At 65.8% G+C, this 17,500-nt stretch carries 13 protein-coding genes; 7 read left to right on the top strand and 6 right to left on the bottom strand.

Annotation, left to right across the window (positions count from 1 at the left end; all coding sequences use genetic code 11):
* Positions 1 to 126 precede the first annotated feature (126 nt).
* Positions 127 to 2,460 carry a serine/threonine protein kinase gene (locus KF833_01670; GenBank protein MBX3743995.1) on the bottom strand — a complete coding sequence of 778 codons (2,334 nt, stop codon included), beginning with the start codon at positions 2,458 to 2,460 and terminating at the stop codon, positions 127 to 129.
* A gap of 94 nt (positions 2,461 to 2,554) precedes the next feature.
* Positions 2,555 to 3,094: an RNA polymerase subunit sigma gene (locus KF833_01665; GenBank protein ID MBX3743994.1), complete on the bottom strand. Its 540-nt coding sequence runs from the start codon at positions 3,092 to 3,094 to the stop codon at positions 2,555 to 2,557.
* A gap of 269 nt (positions 3,095 to 3,363) precedes the next feature.
* On the opposite strand from KF833_01665, the gene rpsB reads away from it, so the two are divergent.
* The 7 genes from rpsB (at position 3,364) to dnaN (ending at position 9,958) form a co-directional block, all read left to right on the top strand.
* Positions 3,364 to 4,239: a 30S ribosomal protein S2 gene (gene rpsB, locus KF833_01660; GenBank protein MBX3743993.1), complete on the top strand. Its 876-nt coding sequence runs from the start codon at positions 3,364 to 3,366 to the stop codon at positions 4,237 to 4,239.
* A gap of 91 nt (positions 4,240 to 4,330) precedes the next feature.
* Positions 4,331 to 5,173, top strand: coding sequence for a translation elongation factor Ts (gene tsf, locus KF833_01655; protein MBX3743992.1), 843 nt, complete (start codon positions 4,331 to 4,333; stop codon positions 5,171 to 5,173).
* A gap of 190 nt (positions 5,174 to 5,363) precedes the next feature.
* The gene (locus KF833_01650; protein ID MBX3743991.1) at positions 5,364 to 5,624 is read left to right on the top strand and encodes a type II toxin-antitoxin system prevent-host-death family antitoxin; all 261 of its coding nucleotides are present in this window, start codon (positions 5,364 to 5,366) and stop codon (positions 5,622 to 5,624) included.
* Positions 5,624 to 6,052 (top strand): type II toxin-antitoxin system VapC family toxin, encoded by a 429-nt coding sequence (locus KF833_01645; GenBank protein ID MBX3743990.1) that lies wholly within the window; start codon positions 5,624 to 5,626, stop codon positions 6,050 to 6,052. Before KF833_01650 ends, KF833_01645 begins: the two co-directional genes overlap by 1 nt.
* A gap of 67 nt (positions 6,053 to 6,119) precedes the next feature.
* Positions 6,120 to 7,397, top strand: coding sequence for a glucuronate isomerase (locus KF833_01640; protein MBX3743989.1), 1,278 nt, complete (start codon positions 6,120 to 6,122; stop codon positions 7,395 to 7,397).
* A 42-nt stretch (positions 7,398 to 7,439) separates the two neighbouring features.
* A complete protein-coding gene (locus KF833_01635; protein MBX3743988.1) occupies positions 7,440 to 8,579 on the top strand; it encodes a cysteine desulfurase in 1,140 nt (379 codons plus the stop codon).
* A gap of 269 nt (positions 8,580 to 8,848) precedes the next feature.
* Positions 8,849 to 9,958 (top strand): DNA polymerase III subunit beta, encoded by a 1,110-nt coding sequence (dnaN, locus tag KF833_01630; protein ID MBX3743987.1) that lies wholly within the window; start codon positions 8,849 to 8,851, stop codon positions 9,956 to 9,958.
* A gap of 147 nt (positions 9,959 to 10,105) precedes the next feature.
* On the opposite strand, the gene KF833_01625 is transcribed toward dnaN, so the two are convergent.
* The 4 genes from KF833_01625 to rpiB all read right to left on the bottom strand — a co-directional run bounded on the left by KF833_01625 (position 10,106) and on the right by rpiB (position 17,465).
* A complete protein-coding gene (locus tag KF833_01625) occupies positions 10,106 to 11,338 on the bottom strand; it encodes a cytochrome c biogenesis protein ResB (protein ID MBX3743986.1) in 1,233 nt (410 codons plus the stop codon).
* Positions 11,335 to 12,303: a hypothetical protein gene (locus tag KF833_01620; GenBank protein MBX3743985.1), complete on the bottom strand. Its 969-nt coding sequence runs from the start codon at positions 12,301 to 12,303 to the stop codon at positions 11,335 to 11,337. Before KF833_01620 ends, KF833_01625 begins: the two co-directional genes overlap by 4 nt.
* Before the next feature lie 671 nt (positions 12,304 to 12,974).
* A complete protein-coding gene (gene rho, locus KF833_01615) occupies positions 12,975 to 14,531 on the bottom strand; it encodes a transcription termination factor Rho (GenBank protein ID MBX3743984.1) in 1,557 nt (518 codons plus the stop codon).
* Positions 14,532 to 15,302: 771 nt separating this feature from the next.
* The gene (rpiB, locus tag KF833_01610; GenBank protein MBX3743983.1) at positions 15,303 to 17,465 is read right to left on the bottom strand and encodes a ribose 5-phosphate isomerase B; all 2,163 of its coding nucleotides are present in this window, start codon (positions 17,463 to 17,465) and stop codon (positions 15,303 to 15,305) included.
* Positions 17,466 to 17,500: the final 35 nt, after the last annotated feature.

The raw sequence follows: 17,500 nt of genomic DNA, 5'->3' as shown, positions 1-17,500 counted from the left end.
CGGGAAGCGCGTTGGGAGCCGACTCGGAGCTTTCCCCCTGTAACGCGCCCTTTCGGGCCCGATTGGGCCAGAGAAGCCGATCCTTCAGAGAGAGGCGGGCCAGGGAGGAGCCGGTGCCGCGGGAGATTACCGACCCCCGGCCGTTGGCGCGGCCAGATAAGAGAGGGCCCGATCCCGGAATGTCTCGAACTCCGGTCCGCCCCCGTGCTCCTGCCATCCCGACAGCACCGCCTCCAGCGTTCCCATCCATTCCGCGCGCACGGTGGATTGGCCCCCGACGGCGACGTCTGCCAGGTCCAGCAGAACCGTGGCGGCCTCCTCGAACCGCCGCTGGGGAACCAGGACGAGTTCGGTCCGGAGCAGTTGACCCTTGAGGGTGAGGTCGTGCCCGGCCCTAAGGGTCTGTTTGCGCAAGGCCTCCACCTCCTGGAACGCGTGGTCCGCCTCGGCGTAGCGACCCTGGTGGGCCCGGGTTCGGGCCTTCAGTTCGAGACTCCAGAGGACGCCGCTGCTCAGGTCGCCTTCCTCTTCCTGGGCCAGCCGACGCGTCTGCTCGAAGAGGTCCCAGGCTTGCTCCGGCCGCCCCCCTTTCAGGTGAAGCTCGCCCAGCCTGTTGAGGATGGACCGGTGGACATGATGGGCCGCGCCCACGAACCGCATCAGGTCCTCCGAAGCGCGGGAAAGCACCGGCTCGGCCCGATCGGCGGGCAGTTGACGCGCGCGGTTCAAGGCGGCCTTGGCCCGCGCGACGACAGGCTCGGGATGGTCAGGACCGAATATTTGCGCACGAATGGCTGCGGCCTCCTCGAAGGCCGCCTCGGCATCCACCCAGCGACTCTGGAACTCACGCAGGGTGCCCGCCTGGAAAAGGACGTCCGCGGTCCGCTCATCCCATGTCCCGGCGTGCGCCCGCTGAAGTGCCAGGGCCCGCATCAGGTTCGTCTCGGCCCGGTCCCACTCCGCCAGCCCCAGGTGGGCGCGGGCGAACGAAAGCCGGATGGCCGCCTCGGCCAGCGGCTGCCCCTGGAGCCGGGCCGGAATACTGTCTGAGGCGGCGTCGAACGCGGCTTTGAGGGAGACCCCGGGGTTGGTGTGACTCCAGGGCGTGAGCGGCCGGAGGAGTTCCTTCCAGAGAAACTCGGACACATTCCGCGCCGCCTCCGCCTCCCGAATGGCGACGGTTTCGGCCTGTCGGGCACGGATGGCCAGCCCGGTGCCGGTCAAGGCTGCCATCAGCAGCACCACTCCGAAGGCCATGCCGGTGACGACCGCCTTGCGATGGCGGCGGCCGAGCTTGGCGAGTTGATAGGTGAGGCTCGGCGGCATGGCGGTGACCGGTTCCTGCTGGAGGAACCGCCGGACGTCGGCCGCGAGCCCGTTGGCCGTGGGGTAACGCCGCTCGCGATCCTTCTCGAGCGCCTTGAGGACGATCAGGTCCAGTTCCCTGGCCAGCCGCGCGTGGCATCGGATACCGCGGACGTTGGCCGCGCCATGCGTCGCCCGGCGGAGGCGGGTGGAGGGCCGCTCCGGTTCCCGTTCGCAGAGGGTCTTGCGCATGGCCTCCCAACCCGAGCCCAGAAGGGACTTGGCATCGAAGGGCGGGCCTCCGGTCACCAGTTCATAGAGGAGCACACCGAGGCTGTAGATGTCGCTCCGCGTATCCACATCCAATCCGCTCAGGGAGGCCTGTTCCGGACTCATGTAGGCCGGCGTGCCGAGAAACTGCTGGAAGTGGGTGAAGAGCGTCTTGTCCGTCAGCGGTTCGTGCATCGCCTTGGCGATGCCGAAGTCGATGACCTTCGGCACCGGCTCCTCCCCGTGCAGGGTCACCAGGATATTGGCCGGCTTGAGGTCGCGGTGAATGATCCCCTTCTGGTGGGCATGCTGCACCGCGGAACACACCTTCACGAACAAGGTCAGTCGCGCCTCGAGGTCCAGCTCCCGCTCCGCGCAGAACTGCGTGATCGGAATGCCGCGAACCAGCTCCATCACGAAGAACGGGTGTCCCTTCTCCGTGGCTCCCGCATCGAGCACCTGGGCGATGTTCGGATCGTTCATCATCGCCAGGGCCTGGCGCTCCGCCTCGAAGCGTCCGATCACCTGCCGGGAATCCATGCCGGGCTTGATGATCTTGAGCGCGACCCGACGTCGGATCGGCGCCGTCTGCTCGGCCATATACACCACTCCGAACCCTCCCTCGCCGATCGGCTCCAGCACCTTGTAGCGTCCGGCAATCGTCTTGCCCACGACACCCTCCGCGGAGCTTGGGTCCCTGGCTCCTCCGGGTTGCCCCGGGAGGAATCCCGCTGCCGCATCGCTGACAGCCAGCAACGCCTCCACCCGCTGCCGCAGATCCAGGTCCGCCCCGCAAGCCTCCTTCAGGAACCCGGCCCTCTCCGCCGGGGAGTCCAGTTCCACCGCATGTTCGAACAGTTCCTTTTCGCGATTCGAGTTGGACATGGGTGTCTGCCTGGCCCCGGTACCTAGGCGCGCCGTTTCGAGTCCTTACGGGCCACGATTCCCGGGATTGGCCCCTTCCCGCCCCCCCGGCTCCTCAGGCTTCGCGGCGCAACTCCTCGTAGAGCCAGGCGCGGGCGTACGCCCAGGCGCGCTTGCCGGAGCGCTCCGACATCCCCATCAGCTCCGCCGCCTCCACATTCGACAGCCCCGCAAAAAACCGCAGCCGGATCAACTCCGCTCCCACTGGATCCTGAACCGCCAGCCGCTCCACCGCGTCGCTCACCCGCAGGATCGTTTCGTCATCGTTCGTGGTCGCCGCCAGGTCCAGATCGTCCACCGTTGTGCGCCGCAGCTTGCCCCCATGCTTCACCCGACGCCGCTTCCGGGCCCGCTCGATCAGGATCCGCCGCATCGCTTCGGCCGCCGCCGCGAAGAACTGCCGCCGGTTGGCCCAGGGATGGTTCTCGCTGGAAAGCCGCAGCCAGACCTCATGCACCAGCGCCGTCGGTTGCAGGGTCTGACCCGGAACCTCCCCATCCAGCTTCACCGCCGCCAGCCGCCTCAAGTCCTCGTACACCAACGGCAGAAGGTCCTCGGCCCCTCCGGCATCGATCTGGTGTTCAGCCCCGTGCATTGGCGGTCCCTTGAGGTTGCCCATCCTAAAGACGCGCGAGCGGGCCGGTTCAAGAACCAACTTCCACATCTCCACTTCGCTATTGCCCTCATGTGCGGCCCTGATAGCCTCCGCCTCCCTTTCGCCCGGAGCGGGCGTCGGGGGGAACGGCCTTAAAGTTCCGGATCCGAGGCGACCCGGAGGCCATAATCGCAATGAATCGAATCCCGCGGCTCGCGGGATGGCGGTCGCATCAGAAAGGATGCGGCGGCTGACTATCAGGAACAAACGTGCAGTACCCAGGCATCAAGGAATTGTTGGAGGCCGGTGTTCATTTCGGACATCAGACCCGGCGTTGGAACCCGAAGATGAAGCCCTACATCTTCGAGGCCCGCAACGGCATTCACATCATCGATCTCAGCCAGACCGTCACCCAGATCGAGGCGGCCTGCCGGTTCCTGGAGGATACGGCCCGCCAGGGGGGCGAAATCCTGTTCGTCGGCACCAAGAAACAGGCCCAGGTCGCCGTCAAGGAAGCCGCCACCGCCAGCGGCGCCATGTACGTCATCGAGCGCTGGCTCGGAGGTACGCTCACCAATTTCTCCACCCTCAAGAAGTCCCTCGAACGGCTTCGCCACATCGAGAAGATGGAGGCTGACGGGTCGATCCTGAACTACGTGAAACAGGAGCAGTCCATGTTGCGCCGGGAAGCCGGCCGCATGTGCAAGAACCTGGACGGCATCCGCCTCATGGCCCAGAAGATGCCCTCCGCCCTCCTGATCGTGGACCTCAAGCGCGAACACAATGCCGTCGCCGAGGCCCGCCGCCTCAAGATCCCGATCGTCGGCGTCGTCGATACCAACTGCGATCCTGATCAGGCGGATTACCCGGTCGCCGCCAATGACGACGCCATTCGGTCGGTCCGCCTCATTCTGAACACGCTCACCCAGGCCATCGCCCGCGGACGCGCCGAGTTCGAGGCCAAGTACGCCCGTCGCAAGACCCTCGACTCCACCGAGGCCGCCGCACCGGCCGCGACCCCTCCCCAACCCGACACTCCCGCCGCCCCGGAGGCCACTCCGCCCCCTGCGGAATCCGCTTCCTCGTTGCCCTCGCCCGTCGCCGCCCCCGTTGCCGAGCAACCCGCTTCGCCGGCCGTGGCCTGAACCCTCCATAACCGCTCCATAACCGCTCCGATGCGTGGCTCTCCCGGGCAATCCTCCGGAGCCGCCTCAGGACAATTCATCCCCCATCGATATGGCTGAAATCACTGCCGCCGCCGTTGGCAAACTCCGCGAAATGACCAATGCCGGCCTCATGGACTGCAAGAAGGCCCTCACCGAAGCCGTCGGGGATCTCGATGCCGCCGTCGAAATCCTCCGCAAACGCGGCATCGCCCAGGCCGCCAAGAAGGCGGGTCGCGACGCCCGGGAAGGTGTCATCGCCCAGTATCTCACGCCCGATGGCCGGTCCGGCGTGCTCGCCGAGATCAACTGCGAAACAGACTTCGTCGCCAAGAACGATACCTTCCGCGCCTTCTGCGAGGAGGTTGCCCGTTCCTTGGTCGCGGAAACCGCCCCGGATCTCGAGGCCCAGCGCGTTGCCGCCGTCGCCAAGATCGGGGAAAACATCCTCATCGCCCGCCATACCCGCCTCGACCTGACCGGTCCCGGCCTCATTGCCGCCTACATCCATACAGGCGCCAAGGTCGGCGTCCTCCTCGAAGTCGGTTGCGGCAAGGATGCCACCGTCTCCCAGGAACCCTTCAAGCAGCTCGTCAAGGACATCACCCTCCAGATCGCCGCCGCCCATCCGACCGCGGTGGACCGCTCCGGCGTTCCAGCCGACGTCGTGGCGAAGGAGCGGGACATTGCCGCGCAATCCGACCGCCTCAAGGGCAAGCCCGCCCAGGCCATGGAGAAGATCCTCCAGGGCGTCATCGACAAGTATTACCAGTCCGTCTGCCTCCTCGAACAGGCGTTCGTGAAGAACCCGGACCAAACCGTTCAGCAGCACCTCGAGGGCGTCGCCAAACAGCTCGATGACACATTGAGCATCCGCCGCTTCCACCGCTGGCAGGTCGGAGAGGCCACCGCCTGATCCCTACCCGGTTTCCTGGAACCGGTGGATTTGAGGTGGGAGGCGGGGCACGGCGGACGCCGGAACCCCGAATGGCAGGGGGCACAGAGCCCACATCGGGTCCGCAAATCCCTTCGCCCTCCAGTATTGGGCGGGAGGCGCTCGATGCCTTCATTGACGCGCCCACGCCGTGTGTGTCACGGTGTGACACATGAAGACCGTGACCCTCCGCGAGCTGCACGCCAGGACCGGCGAATGGGTGCGAGAGGCTTCCCGTTGCGGACAGATCGTGGTCACGGACAACGGCCGCCCCATTGCCAGAATTGTCCCGGAACCTGAGGAAGCTGGCCTTCCCTATTTCGCCGATCGCAAGGCTTCCGAGGCGTTTCGCCGCTTCGACCAGAGCGGCAAGGCCGGCTTGGGACCCGATGTAACCCGGATCATCTCGGAGGATCGGGAGGACCCCGCCTGATGCTCTATTTCGACACGAGCTACCTCGTACGGCTCTACACGCGGGACCCGGGCTGGGAGGAGGTGCGGGCGCTAGCCGGTACGGGCCAGATTGCCTGCTGCCTCCATGGCAGGGCCGAAATCGTGGCGGCGTTCCATCGCAAGCTCAGGGAGGGAGCGCTTTTGGAGGCAGACATGAAAACGTTGCTCTCGGAATTGGATCGTGACTCGTCGGCGGGCGCTTTCCGTTGGCTTGCCCTGTCGCCGGCGGTGATCCAACGGCTTTCGGCAACGTATGCCAGGTTGCCCTCGACCCTCGCCGTCCGCGCGGCGGATGCAATCCATCTCGCCTGCGCCGCCGAAGCGGGCTGTGCGCGGGTCTATTCGAACGATTTGCGTCTCCTGACGGCGGCCCCGCATTTTGGAATTGCCGGGCACAACATCCTTTGACTGCGCTCCTTGTTCCCGAGCGGCTTTTTGGCTTCGCGATCCCCCGGGGCAACGGGTACATCGAGGCATGGCCTCCGCCGCTTCCGATGCCCCTGCCCGCCTTCTCCTCGAATCGACGGTCCGCCGCGTTGTGCTGGAAGCCCCGGTGATCGATATCCACACCCACCTCTATGATCCGGCCTTTGAGGCCCTGCTGCTTTGGGGCATCGATGATCTGCTCGTTTATCACTACCTGGTGGCCGAGGCATTTCGCTACCTGGAACTCCCCTACGATGCCTTCTGGCGCCTCTCCAAAACCGAACAGGCCGACCTGGTCTGGAAGGTCCTCTTCGCCGACCGGTCGCCCTTGTCCGAAGCGGCCCGCGGCGTCCTCACCATCCTGCACCGCCTCGGCATCGAGCCCCGCAAGAACGATCTGCCCGCTCTCCGACGCTGGTTTGCCGACTGGAAAGTCGGCGACTACGTCACCCGCTGCCTCGACCTCGCCCGGGTCCGGCAGATCTACATGACCAACTCCCCGTTCGATCCGCTCGAACGTCCGGTTTGGGAGGCGTCCTTTCCCCGCGATCCCCGCTTCGTGGCCGCGTTGCGCATCGATCCCCTGCTCGTCGCCTGGCCTTCCGCCGCCGAGCAGCTTCGCCACTGGGGTTACCTGGAGCAGGCCACTCTGGACGCCAAGGCGTTCGATGGCGCCCGTCGTTTCCTGGCGGACTGGACCCGCCGGATGGCCGCCCGGTACGTCATGGTCTCCCTTCCCCCGGACTTCCGCTATCCCCACAACGACGCCACAGCGACGCTGATCGACCAGGTGGTTCTGCCGTTCTGCCGCGAGTCCGGCCTGCCGTTCGCCCTGATGCTGGGCGTCAAGCGCGCCGTCAATCCCGCGCTCCAACTCGCCGGCGACGGTGTCGGCCGGAGCGACCTCACCGCCCTCGAGAACCTCTGCTCCGCCCATCCGGACGTCCGGTTCCTCACCACCGTTCTCTCCCGCGAAAACCAGCACGAACTCGTGGTGCTGGCACGGAAGTTCCGCAATCTCCACGTCTTCGGCTGCTGGTGGTTCACCAACATCCCGGAGACCATCGGGGAAATGACGTCGATGCGCCTCGAACTGCTGGGCCTGAGCTTCACCCCGCAGCATTCCGACGCCCGGGTTCTGGACCAGGTGATCTACAAGTGGGAACACAGCCGGCAGATCCTCGCCGACGCCCTGGCCCGCAAGTACTCCGACCTGGCGGCCTCCGGATGGTGGGCCTCCGAGACGGAGATCCGTCGCGATGTCGGGGAACTCCTCGGTGGCGCCTTTCAACGGTTTTGCGGCCAACCCACTGCGGCGACCCCGTAAGCCCCGCTCCCGCCGCCTGTGGCCTCGCCGTCCCGCCCCTCCATCTATCTCGATTACAACGCCACCACGCCTCTCGACCCGGCTGTCCGGGAGGCGGTCCTGACGGGCTTGGACCTCGCCTGGGGCAATCCTTCCAGCATCCACCACGTCGGGCGCCACGCCCGGGCCCTGCTCGACGACGCACGCGACCGCATCGCCGTGGTCCTTGGCTGCAAGCCTTCCGAACTGGTCTTCACCAGTGGCGGCACGGAGGCGAACAACCTGGCGATCTTTGGCACGGTGCGCCCGCTGGCGCGTACCCGCCCTCCCCACCTGATCTGTTCCCCCACGGAACATCCTGCCGTCCTCCACACCTTCCACCACCTGGCGCGCCAGGAGGCGTGTTCCCTGACGCTGCTTCCCGTCGATGCGGCCGGCAGGGTCGATCCGGCATCGGTGGCCGCCGCGCTGCGTCCCGACACCGCCCTGGTATCGGTGATGACGGCCAACAACGAGACCGGCGTCCTGCAGCCCGTCTCTGAAATCGGCCGTCTCTGCCGCCAGCATGGAATTCCGTTCCACACCGACGCCGTCCAGTCCTTCGGAAAGCTTCCCTGGCACGGCCTGGAAGCGTTGGAAGCCGATCTGGTGACCCTCTGTGCCCACAAGCTCCACGGACCAAGAGGCGCCGGGCTGCTCTACTGCCGTTCCCCACGGTCTCTGGAACCTCAACTTCTGGGAGGTGCCCACGAATATGAGCGCCGCGCCGGGACCGAAAACCTGCCCGCCATTCTCGGCATGGCTGAGGCCATCGAGCGATTCGTCCCCGATCCCGTCTTCAACCCATCCCGGCTCGGCCCGCTTTCCAGCCGTCTTGCTGCCGCCCTTCGGCCTCTTCCCGGGGTCACCCTCCACACCCCTCCCGGGGCTGCATTGGCGAACACGCTGGCGTTCACCGTGGAGGGTACGGACAGCCTTGCGCTCCTGGCGGCCATGGACTTGGTCGGGATCTGTGCCTCCAGCGGTTCCGCGTGCTCCGTGGGCTCGCTGGAGCCCTCGCATGTGCTCCTGGCCATGGGCGTTCCCCGTCCCCGCGCCGCCGCCTTGGTCAGGTTCTCGCTTGGCCGGGATACCACCGCCACCGATATCGATAGTGTCGCTGCCGTCCTGCCCTCCATCCTTGCCCAAGCCACCGCCCAATAGCCCCCGGAACGCCCTCACGACCCTTCGGGCCACCAGCCAAGCCTCGCTTCCACCCCGGCCTTTCCCGTGAATAACTCCCTGAGACCCTGTTTCCCGGACCCACTTCTGCCCATCGGCACCGGTTTGTCCGAGTCGTTCCCAGGGTTATTCCGAGTCGGCGCCGCCGTTTTCCCACCCTGCTGGCAACCCCAACAGACAGTTGTTGGCCTTATCCACAGCCCTTAATATGGTGCTTTCCATATTGCATGGTTCCTACTATTAAGCCGACGATGAAACTGTCGATCGGCAAGGAGCATATCCTGCAAGGGCTCCAGGCGGTGCAGAACGTGGTCGGGACACGGACCACCCTGCCGATCCTCTCGAATGTGCTGCTCAAGGCGGACGACAACCGGCTGGAGCTGACCGCGACAGACCTGGATGTCACCATCTCGTGCTCGGTGGAAGCGCGCGTGCAGCGGCCGGGGGGCACGACGATCCCGGTGAAGAAGTTCTTTGGCATCTGCCGGGAACTGGGGCAGCTCGAGATCGACCTCGAAACGGACGAGCACAACCTGAGCACCCTCTCCGCAGGCAATTCCTATTACCGGATCAACGGGCTCGCCGCCCAGGATTTCCCCCCGATTCCCGAGTTTGCCGACAAGAAACATGTATCCCTGCCCCAGGAGAAGCTTCGGGGGATGCTGAAGAAGACCTCCTTCGCGATCTCGACGGATGAGAGCCGATACGTGTTGAACGGCATCTTCCACAGCTTCAAGGAGCATCGCGTCACCCTGGTTTCCACGGATGGGCGGCGGTTAGCTCTGGTCGAGGAGGAGGTGGAAGTGGAGCCGGAAAGCCATGGCGACTTCATCGTGCCCACCAAGGCGATCAACGAACTGAGCCGGCTCCTCCAACCTTCCGGCGATGTTTCGATCCGCTACACGGACAACCAGGTGGCTTACGAGCTGAAGGGGGACAAGCATCCGGCCGTCCGGATCGTCTCCAAACTGGTTGAGGGCACCTACCCCAACTACCGGCAGGTCATCCCCACGGAGTTCAAGGAAAGGGTGCCGGTGATCCGCGAGGAACTTCTCCAGGCCCTGCGCCGGGCCGAGATCATGACCAGCGACAAAACGAACTCGGTCAAACTCAGCTTCACCAGGAACAACCTCGCGATCACCGCCAACACCCCGGAGGTCGGGGAAGGCCGCGAAAGCCTCGCCATCAACTATGCGGGCGCCGATATCGCTATCGCCTTCAATCCGGTCTATCTGATGGATCCCCTCAAGGCGCTCGATTCCGATGAAGTGTACATCGAGATCAGCGACGATCTCAGCCCCGGCGTGGTGAAGACCAACAGTCCCTTCCTCTACGTCATCATGCCGATGCGCATGGCGTAGGGAATACGGGAGGGCGCGACGGAGCCCTCGACGGAGCCCTTTCGGGTCCCGGTCTGTTGAGTTGGGGACGACTCCCGTTGATGAGGGCGGCGGTGACGTCAGCCCGCAGGAAGCCTCAGGCGGGCTCCCAGGGCTTCAGCATGGACCCTACGATGCGGCAGGCGTGGCGGGCGCGGGGGGCTTGCGCAGGAACGCCACCAGGTGGATGCCGAATTGCAGGATCAGGCCCAACCCGACCAGCACACACGCCAGATACGGGGTCAGCCAGGCGGGGTTGCGAACCACCTGCAGGATGGTCACCCGGTCGTCCAGGCGGTCAAAGCTGGCCTGGTAAAAAGTCAGTCCCTGGTACCGCAGCGGGTTGTTCATATAGATCAACACTTCCCGATCCTCGCCGGTGCTGGGGTTCACCAGGCGCACCTGGCTGGAGAAGTTCTTGGGGATCTCCGTCCCCTTGTACTTGTCGTGCCGGAACTTGATGAGGCTGAGACTGAAGTCCTTGTAGATCCGACGCAGACGGAGGCTCAGGTCGAATGTGCGTCCATCCACGGTGACGGTTTGCGGCCGTTCGAAGTACTCGGTGAGCAGGTATGAGCCAATGGGACCCTGCGCACCGATCAACTCCACCACGGCGCTGGGTACGTCGCGCATGTCCATGGCGGTCACCCGGGGGAGTTCCAACGGGGCAAAGCGCGTCCCCGGCCCATCGGTGACCGGGGGTGCGTTCGGAACCGCCACGCGGTTGGTCAGCATGGAATTGGGGTAGTAGCGGACCACGCGCAGCCGGAAGGGCAGTTCCGGCTTCTGAAAACTCGCGCCCGTCGCGAGCTTCGAATCGGGGATGGCCACCACCCGGTCGCGGTCCGAACCCAGCGATTCGACAATGGCCAGTTCACTGCGGCGATCCGCCTCGGAGTAGGCCTTGGTCTGACCCTCGGTGAGGCGCATGGCACTTTCGCGGGCCAGGACCTCGGTGAAGAACTGGCCCAGGAGCAGGAGGATCAAGCCGCTGTGCACGAGCATGATGCCGGCCTTCTTGCGGGTGAACCGGAACCGCACGCTGTGAGCGGCGATCAGATTGATCAGCAGCAGGGAGCCCAGCAGGTAGCCTCCGGGAAACACCGGGAAATATCGGGCGTGAAGAACGTCCGCCGCCGTCGAGGGCGGCAGGTACACACCCATCATCTGAAGCGTCTTCTTGATCGAAGCCCACATCGAGGCGCCGTCCACGAACACGCTCTGGAAAAACCGCGACTGGGCGATGTACAGCCCCAGGGGTTCCTGGGCCATGGTCCCGAAAAAGACCAGAATCACACTCAGAACCAGCAGGACCAGGGTCAGGCGGAGCGAGGCGAACGACTTGAGGAAGGCTTGCATCATGAGCCGCGGGAGTATTGGGCGGTTTGAACGAAGCTGACAAAGGCATCCCGTTGGGCTCCCACCGCCTCAGGGGGCCCCATCAACTTGTAGTACCAGCTGTGGCCGTCGCGCTTCACAACCGCCGCGACCATGCGCAAGGGGGTTCCATGCTCGGGACTCGACCCGTTGAAATCCACAAGGGTGCCCTTCCCTCCCAGGACTTCGAGGTTGTCCGACAACGCCGCCAGTTCGCCGTCTGGCGCCGGCGGGAGCCCCACCTGGCTGCGCCACCGGTTCAGATTGGGAACCAGCCCTCCGGCGTCGCCCGGCAGGACGCTCACGGTGATTTCCACCGGAGAGGTGGCGGAGCCGCCCGGGGCGAGCCATTTGCTGTGGACCATGGCGGTGGGTTCGGTCGCTTCCCAGGCCCCGGGCACCTGCCACCGGGCGGAAGGGGGCCGACCGGTGGCGCCCGCTGTAGAGACAGGAACGCCCCGGCTCCCTGCCTCCGCCGAAGGGGCGGTGAACTCGACCTGTCCCAGGAACGCTTTCAGGGGCTGGCGCTGGGCCTCCACCACGGGAGCATCCCCCGCCAGCTTGAAGAACCAGGTGAAACCGTCCCGGCGCAGGGCCGCCACGAGAATCTGATGCCCTTGGGCCTCCGTGTCGTACGACTCCGAACCCACGATGTTGAACAGCTTGATGGGTTGGCCCGCGATCTCGGTCTCGTCGGTGTGGGCCGGCAGGGCCTCGGGCCCGATGGGTGCCAGGCTGAGCTGACCCCGCCAGAGATTGACCAGATCCACGTCCGTTCCCCCAGTCCCGGGCAGGGGAATCACCGCCAGCTCCGCGCGGCGGTCATCCGATCCCGAAATGGTGAAGTTCGCCACCCGGAGGCCCTCCGCGCCGTGGGAAACCCAGCCTTCCGGCAACGTCTGCCAGCGGAGCCCCGGTTGGGGAGGAAGGGCCTCCGCCAGGCGACTCATGGAAGAGCCGTGGGGCGAAGCCTGAGCGGCTGCCGGCAGGGGTTGGTCTTTGGGGGCCTCATACACCGCAATGTCGTCACGACGACACGCGGTTAGGACAACGGTGAAAAGCACCAGGACGGCGTGGAGACCCAGGCGGCCTGAAAATCGGGACACGCCGGTTGGGTGGAGGTCGGCAGACGAGCGCACGAGGCCGGGAAATTAACCGGCCCAATGCCGAATGCAAAGGAAGTGAGAGAGGGAAAACCTCCCCCATTGGCCGAAGCGGTGCCACTCGGAGTGCCTCCCCATGCAGGAGCACGGACAGCCTTGTCCGCCTGCCCCACGCGCCTCCCATCCTCCACCCCACGCATCCCCTCATCCTGCCCCCTCCCCATGCAGGAGCGCGGACAGCCTTGTCCGCCCTGCCCCTTCCTGTTGACGCAAGCACCCTTGACCCCACCCTTCCCCGACGAGTTGCCCCAGATCCCCCGGTGCCAATCCTGGCCGGATCCCACCTGTCCGCCCTTCCGCACTCCCCCCCTCCGACCCGCACCCCGCGGACAAGGCTGTCCGCGCTCCGAACACCCGCTGGCAATATCGAGCCCCACAGCTTCGCGAGTCCGCACGCCCGTGCACCACTCCCCCGCGGCCTCGTGGAACCCGGCCCTCCGAGGCAACGCTGCGGAAAGTCAGGAGTTCATGGCCATGCTCAGGAGGAACATGATGTTGTTCGGCGTCTTCCTGAGCTTGCCGAGCAGCAGCTCCATGGCCTCGACGGGGGGCACCCCGACCAACGCCCGACGCAGCACCGAGACCCGCTGATACTCGTCCGGATGGTACAGCAGCTCCTCCTTGCGGGTGCCGGAACGTTCGATGTTGATCGAAGGGAAGATGCGGCGGTCCACCAGGGCCCGGTCCAAATGGACCTCCATATTGCCGGTGCCCTTGAACTCCTCGAAAATGACTTCGTCCATGCGGCTGCCGGTGTCCACCAGGGCCGTGGCCATGATCGTCAGGGAGCCGCCCTCCTCGATGTTGCGAGCGGCCCCGAAAAACCGTTTCGGCTTGTGGAGGGCATTCGCATCGACGCCGCCGGAGAGGATCTTTCCCGAGTGGGGCTGGACGGTGTTGTAGGCGCGGGCCAGGCGGGTGATGGAGTCGAGCAGGATCATCACGTCCTTCTTGTGCTCGACCATGCGCTTGGCCTTCTCGATCACCATCTCGGCCACCTGGACATGGCGCTCCGGGGGTTCGTCGAAGGTCGAACTCACCACCTCCGCGCCGCGGCACGACCGTTCCATGTCGGTCACCTCTTCCGGCCGCTCGTCGATCAGGAGGATGATCAGGTACACCTCCGGATTGTTCTTCAGGACCGCGTTGGCCAGCTTTTGCATGAGGACCGTCTTGCCGGTCCTGGGCGGGGCGACGATGAGGCCGCGGGTGCCTTTGCCGATGGGACAGACCAGGTCCACCACGCGCGAGCTGACCTCCTCGGTCTCCGTCTCGAGAAGGATCCGCTTGGTCGGGAACAGGGGTGTGAGGTTCTCGAAATGGGTCTTTTCCTTGGCCAGATCGGGGTCCTCCTGACCGACGGACTCGACCTTGAGCAGGGCAAAATAGCGTTCCTTCTCCTTCGGGGGGCGGATCTGACCCCCGATGTGGTCGCCCGTCTGCAGATCGAAGCGACGGATCTGCGACGGCGAGACGTACACGTCCTCCGGGCACGCGAGGTAGCTGAAGCTGGGGGACCGGAGGAAGCCGTAGCCTTCGGGCATGACCTCCAGGACGCCTTCGGCGAAGAGGATGCCCCGGCGCTCCGCGTTCTTCTGGAGGATGGCGAAGACCAGCTCGTGCTTCTTCATGGTGCCGAAGTTCTCGACACCGAGCTCCTTGGCCTTGGCGTTCAGCTCCGTGATCGACATCGCGTGGAGGGTCGCGATGTTGATCGTCTCGCCACGGGGAAGTTCCTGTCCCTGGACTGCCGGGGGGGTCCTGGGCACGGCGCCGTCGGAGGGCGGAGCCGCAGTGGCTTCACGGAGGGGCAGCGACCCCTGCGCGGGAGCGGGCGATTTCGGACCGGCCGGGCCCTGGTGGGCGGGAGGCGGAACGGGACGGGCGACAGCCGGGGCCGGAGGCGATGCCGGACGGGGGGAAGGGGGCGCCGAGGAACCGGGAGGCAACGGTTGCGACGCCCGCGGCGGGACGGCGGTCGGAGAAGGTGCGGGCGCAGGACGAGGAGACGGCACCGGGGCGGCTGCGGTCGGAGGCGGGGCGACGCGCGATGCGGACGGGAGCGGGGCCGGCGCAACCGGCGAAGGAGCGGAATCCGGCACGGCAGGCGCGGCCACAGCCGGCGCCGCAGGAAACAGCGGGACATCGGACGCAGCCGCTTTGGCGGCCTTTTTCCGGCCGCGCGCCGGGCGTGGGGGGGCGGAACCTGGCTCCGGGGGGGGGGCGGCATCGGGGCCGCCAGAGGAGGGGGCCTTCTTGGGTCTGGGCATGGGCGGTGGGTGGGAATGGTGGCAGGAGAGGACGTCTCACGCAAAGCGTGTCCCAGAGGCTGAATCGGCGAGGGACTAAACCTCCCTTAGGAAAAATCAGGGGACAGGACCCAACCAGAGCGGGCGACGTCAGCGTGCCAAGGCCGTCAAGAAATACCAACGCGCCCGGGACCGCAAGGGTAATTCTCTTCGAAACACGGGATACGGTGCATCCCGGAGTTGTGGGTGAGGAGGCAGCGAATCGGAGGGACGAGCTCTGCGAGTCCTCAACCCAACGCTCCACACTGTTGCGGCCTCGTGGAACTCGGCCCTCCGAGATGACGCTTCGCGAAGTTCGCACCTCTCCCCACCTCTTCGGGATGCACGGCACGGGATCTGGCCCGTATCCGGCACCGCGACCGGTGGACAAGCCCAGCACGCCGCTGGAGACAGGTCTCAAACCACCACCAAGCCGCGCATCCTGGAAAATGGGGAGGGGCGCCGGGAGGGACGCCTCTCGGCGCCTGGCGAACTTGCTTAACCCGGCAGGGGGAAACGGCTGGTCAGTTCTCGAACCCGGCTGCGAACGAGGGCCGGGGTGTCGGGGTTCTTCATGTCCATCAGGACCTCGCTGATCATGTCGGCGATGGCAGCCATCTCGGGTTCCTTCATGCCGCGGGAGGTGACAGCCGGGGTGCCGAGGCGTATCCCGCTGGCTTGGAACGGGGATCGGGTCTCGTTGGGGATGGTGTTCTTGTTGACGGTGATGCCGGCCTCGTCGAGGGCGAGCTGGCAGTCCTTCCCGGAGAGCCCCCGGGACCCCACATCCACCAGCATCAGGTGATTGTCAGTGCCGCCGGAGACGAGCCGGAAGCCGTTGCGGAGCATGCCGTCCGCCAGCGCGGCGGCGTTCCGGACGATCTGGGCCTGGTAGGTCTTGAATTCGGGTTGGAGCGCCTCATGGAAGCACACGGCCTTGGCGGCAATGACGTGCATCAACGGGCCGCCCTGGATCCCGGGAAAGACGCATGAGTCCACTTCCTTGGCGTACTTGGCGCGGCAGAGAATGAGACCGCCCCGGGGTCCCCGGAGGGTCTTGTGGGTGGTGGTGGTGACGAAATCCGCATGGGGTACCGGGCTGGGATGGAGCCCGGTGGCCACCAGACCGGCAATGTGGGCGATGTCCGCCAGGAGCAGGGCGCCCACCTCCCGGGCAATTTCGCCGAGGACCGCGAAGTCGATCTGGCGGGAGTAGGCGCTGGCCCCGACGGTGATCATCCGCGGCGAATGTTCGCGGGCCAGAGCCGCCAGCCGGTCGTAGTCGAGACGTTCCGAGGCCGGGTTTACGCCGTAGTGGACAATATCGAAGAATTTCCCCGAGAAATTGGCCTTGTTCCCGTGGGTCAGGTGGCCCCCATGGGACAGGTCCATGGTGAGCATCCTGTCGCCGGGCTTCAGGAAGGCGAAGTAGACCGCCATGTTGGCGCCGGATCCCGAGTGGGGCTGGACGTTGGCATGCTCCGCGCCGAAGAGGAGGCGCGCCCGGTCGATCGCCAGTTGTTCGGCCTCGTCCACCCGCTCGCAGCCCCCGTACCACCGACGTCCAGGGTAGCCTTCCGCATACTTGTTGGTCAGGACCGATCCCTGGGCTTCCATGACCGCGCGGCTGGCGAAGTTCTCGCTGGCGATCAGCTCGATATTCTCCTCCTGCCGACGGCGCTCGAAGGCGATGACGCGGGTGATGTCCGGATCGGTGGCCGACAGCCCGGTGTGGGCGTGTTCGAGCTTGGCGACCCGGCGGGCATGGCGTCCCCCTTCCTCGAACGACGAGCGCAGGAAGGTGTCCACGATCGAGCGGGCAACGTCCACGCCGATGACGCGACCGCCCAGGCAGAGGACGTTGGCATCGTTGTGGGCCCTGGCGAGGCGGGCCATCTCCTCGCTGGTGCACAGGGCGGCGCGAACGCCCGGCACCTTGTTGGCTGCAATGCTCACTCCGATCCCGGTGCCGCAGAACAGAATGCCAAGATCGGCGCGTCCTTCGGCGACCGCCTGGGCGACGGGCTGGGCGTAATCCGGATAATCCACGGATTCGGGCGAGCGGGCGCCGAGATCCTCGACGCTGTAGGGTCCCGAGCTGAGGTGCCGCTTGACGGATTCCTTCAACTCGAAGCCGGCATGATCCGAGCCCAGGGCGATGGTCTTGACCGGCGGATTCCCCGCCTCACGGGCGGCGCCTTCCTGCTGTTCGAGGTGCTTCAACATGCTGAAAATCCCCTGCTCGATCTCATCCCGGCACCGAAGGTAGGTCTCATAAGAACCGCCGATCGGGTCGGCGATGTCCTTCTCGAAGGCGTCCAGGGTGTCGTCGAACTCACGTAGAACGAACGTCTTCTCGACGGCCTGCGGGTACATCAGGGCCACCGCATGGGCGTGCCCGTGGGTCATCCCGAAGATAAGGTCCGCCTCACGGACCATCTCGGCGGTCAGCGACCGGCTTCGCAATCCGGAAATGTCGATCCCCAGTTCCTTCAGGACCTGAACCGAGTGCGGGCTGGGTGCCATGCCGTCCGCAGCCCCCACCCCGGCCGAGCGGGTGCGGTACTTGTCCCCCATCCGCGCGGTCAAATGACGGAACAGTCCCTCCGCCATGGGGCTGCGGCAGATGTTCCCGGTGCATACGAACAGGATGGTCTTCATGCCAAGGATGGCGGGCGCAAATTGTTGGCCGGGGT

The organism is Verrucomicrobiia bacterium (assembly GCA_019634625.1).
Lineage (GTDB): Bacteria > Verrucomicrobiota > Verrucomicrobiia > Limisphaerales > CAIMTB01 > CAIMTB01.
This window is presented reverse-complemented; position numbering and strand designations above follow the sequence as displayed.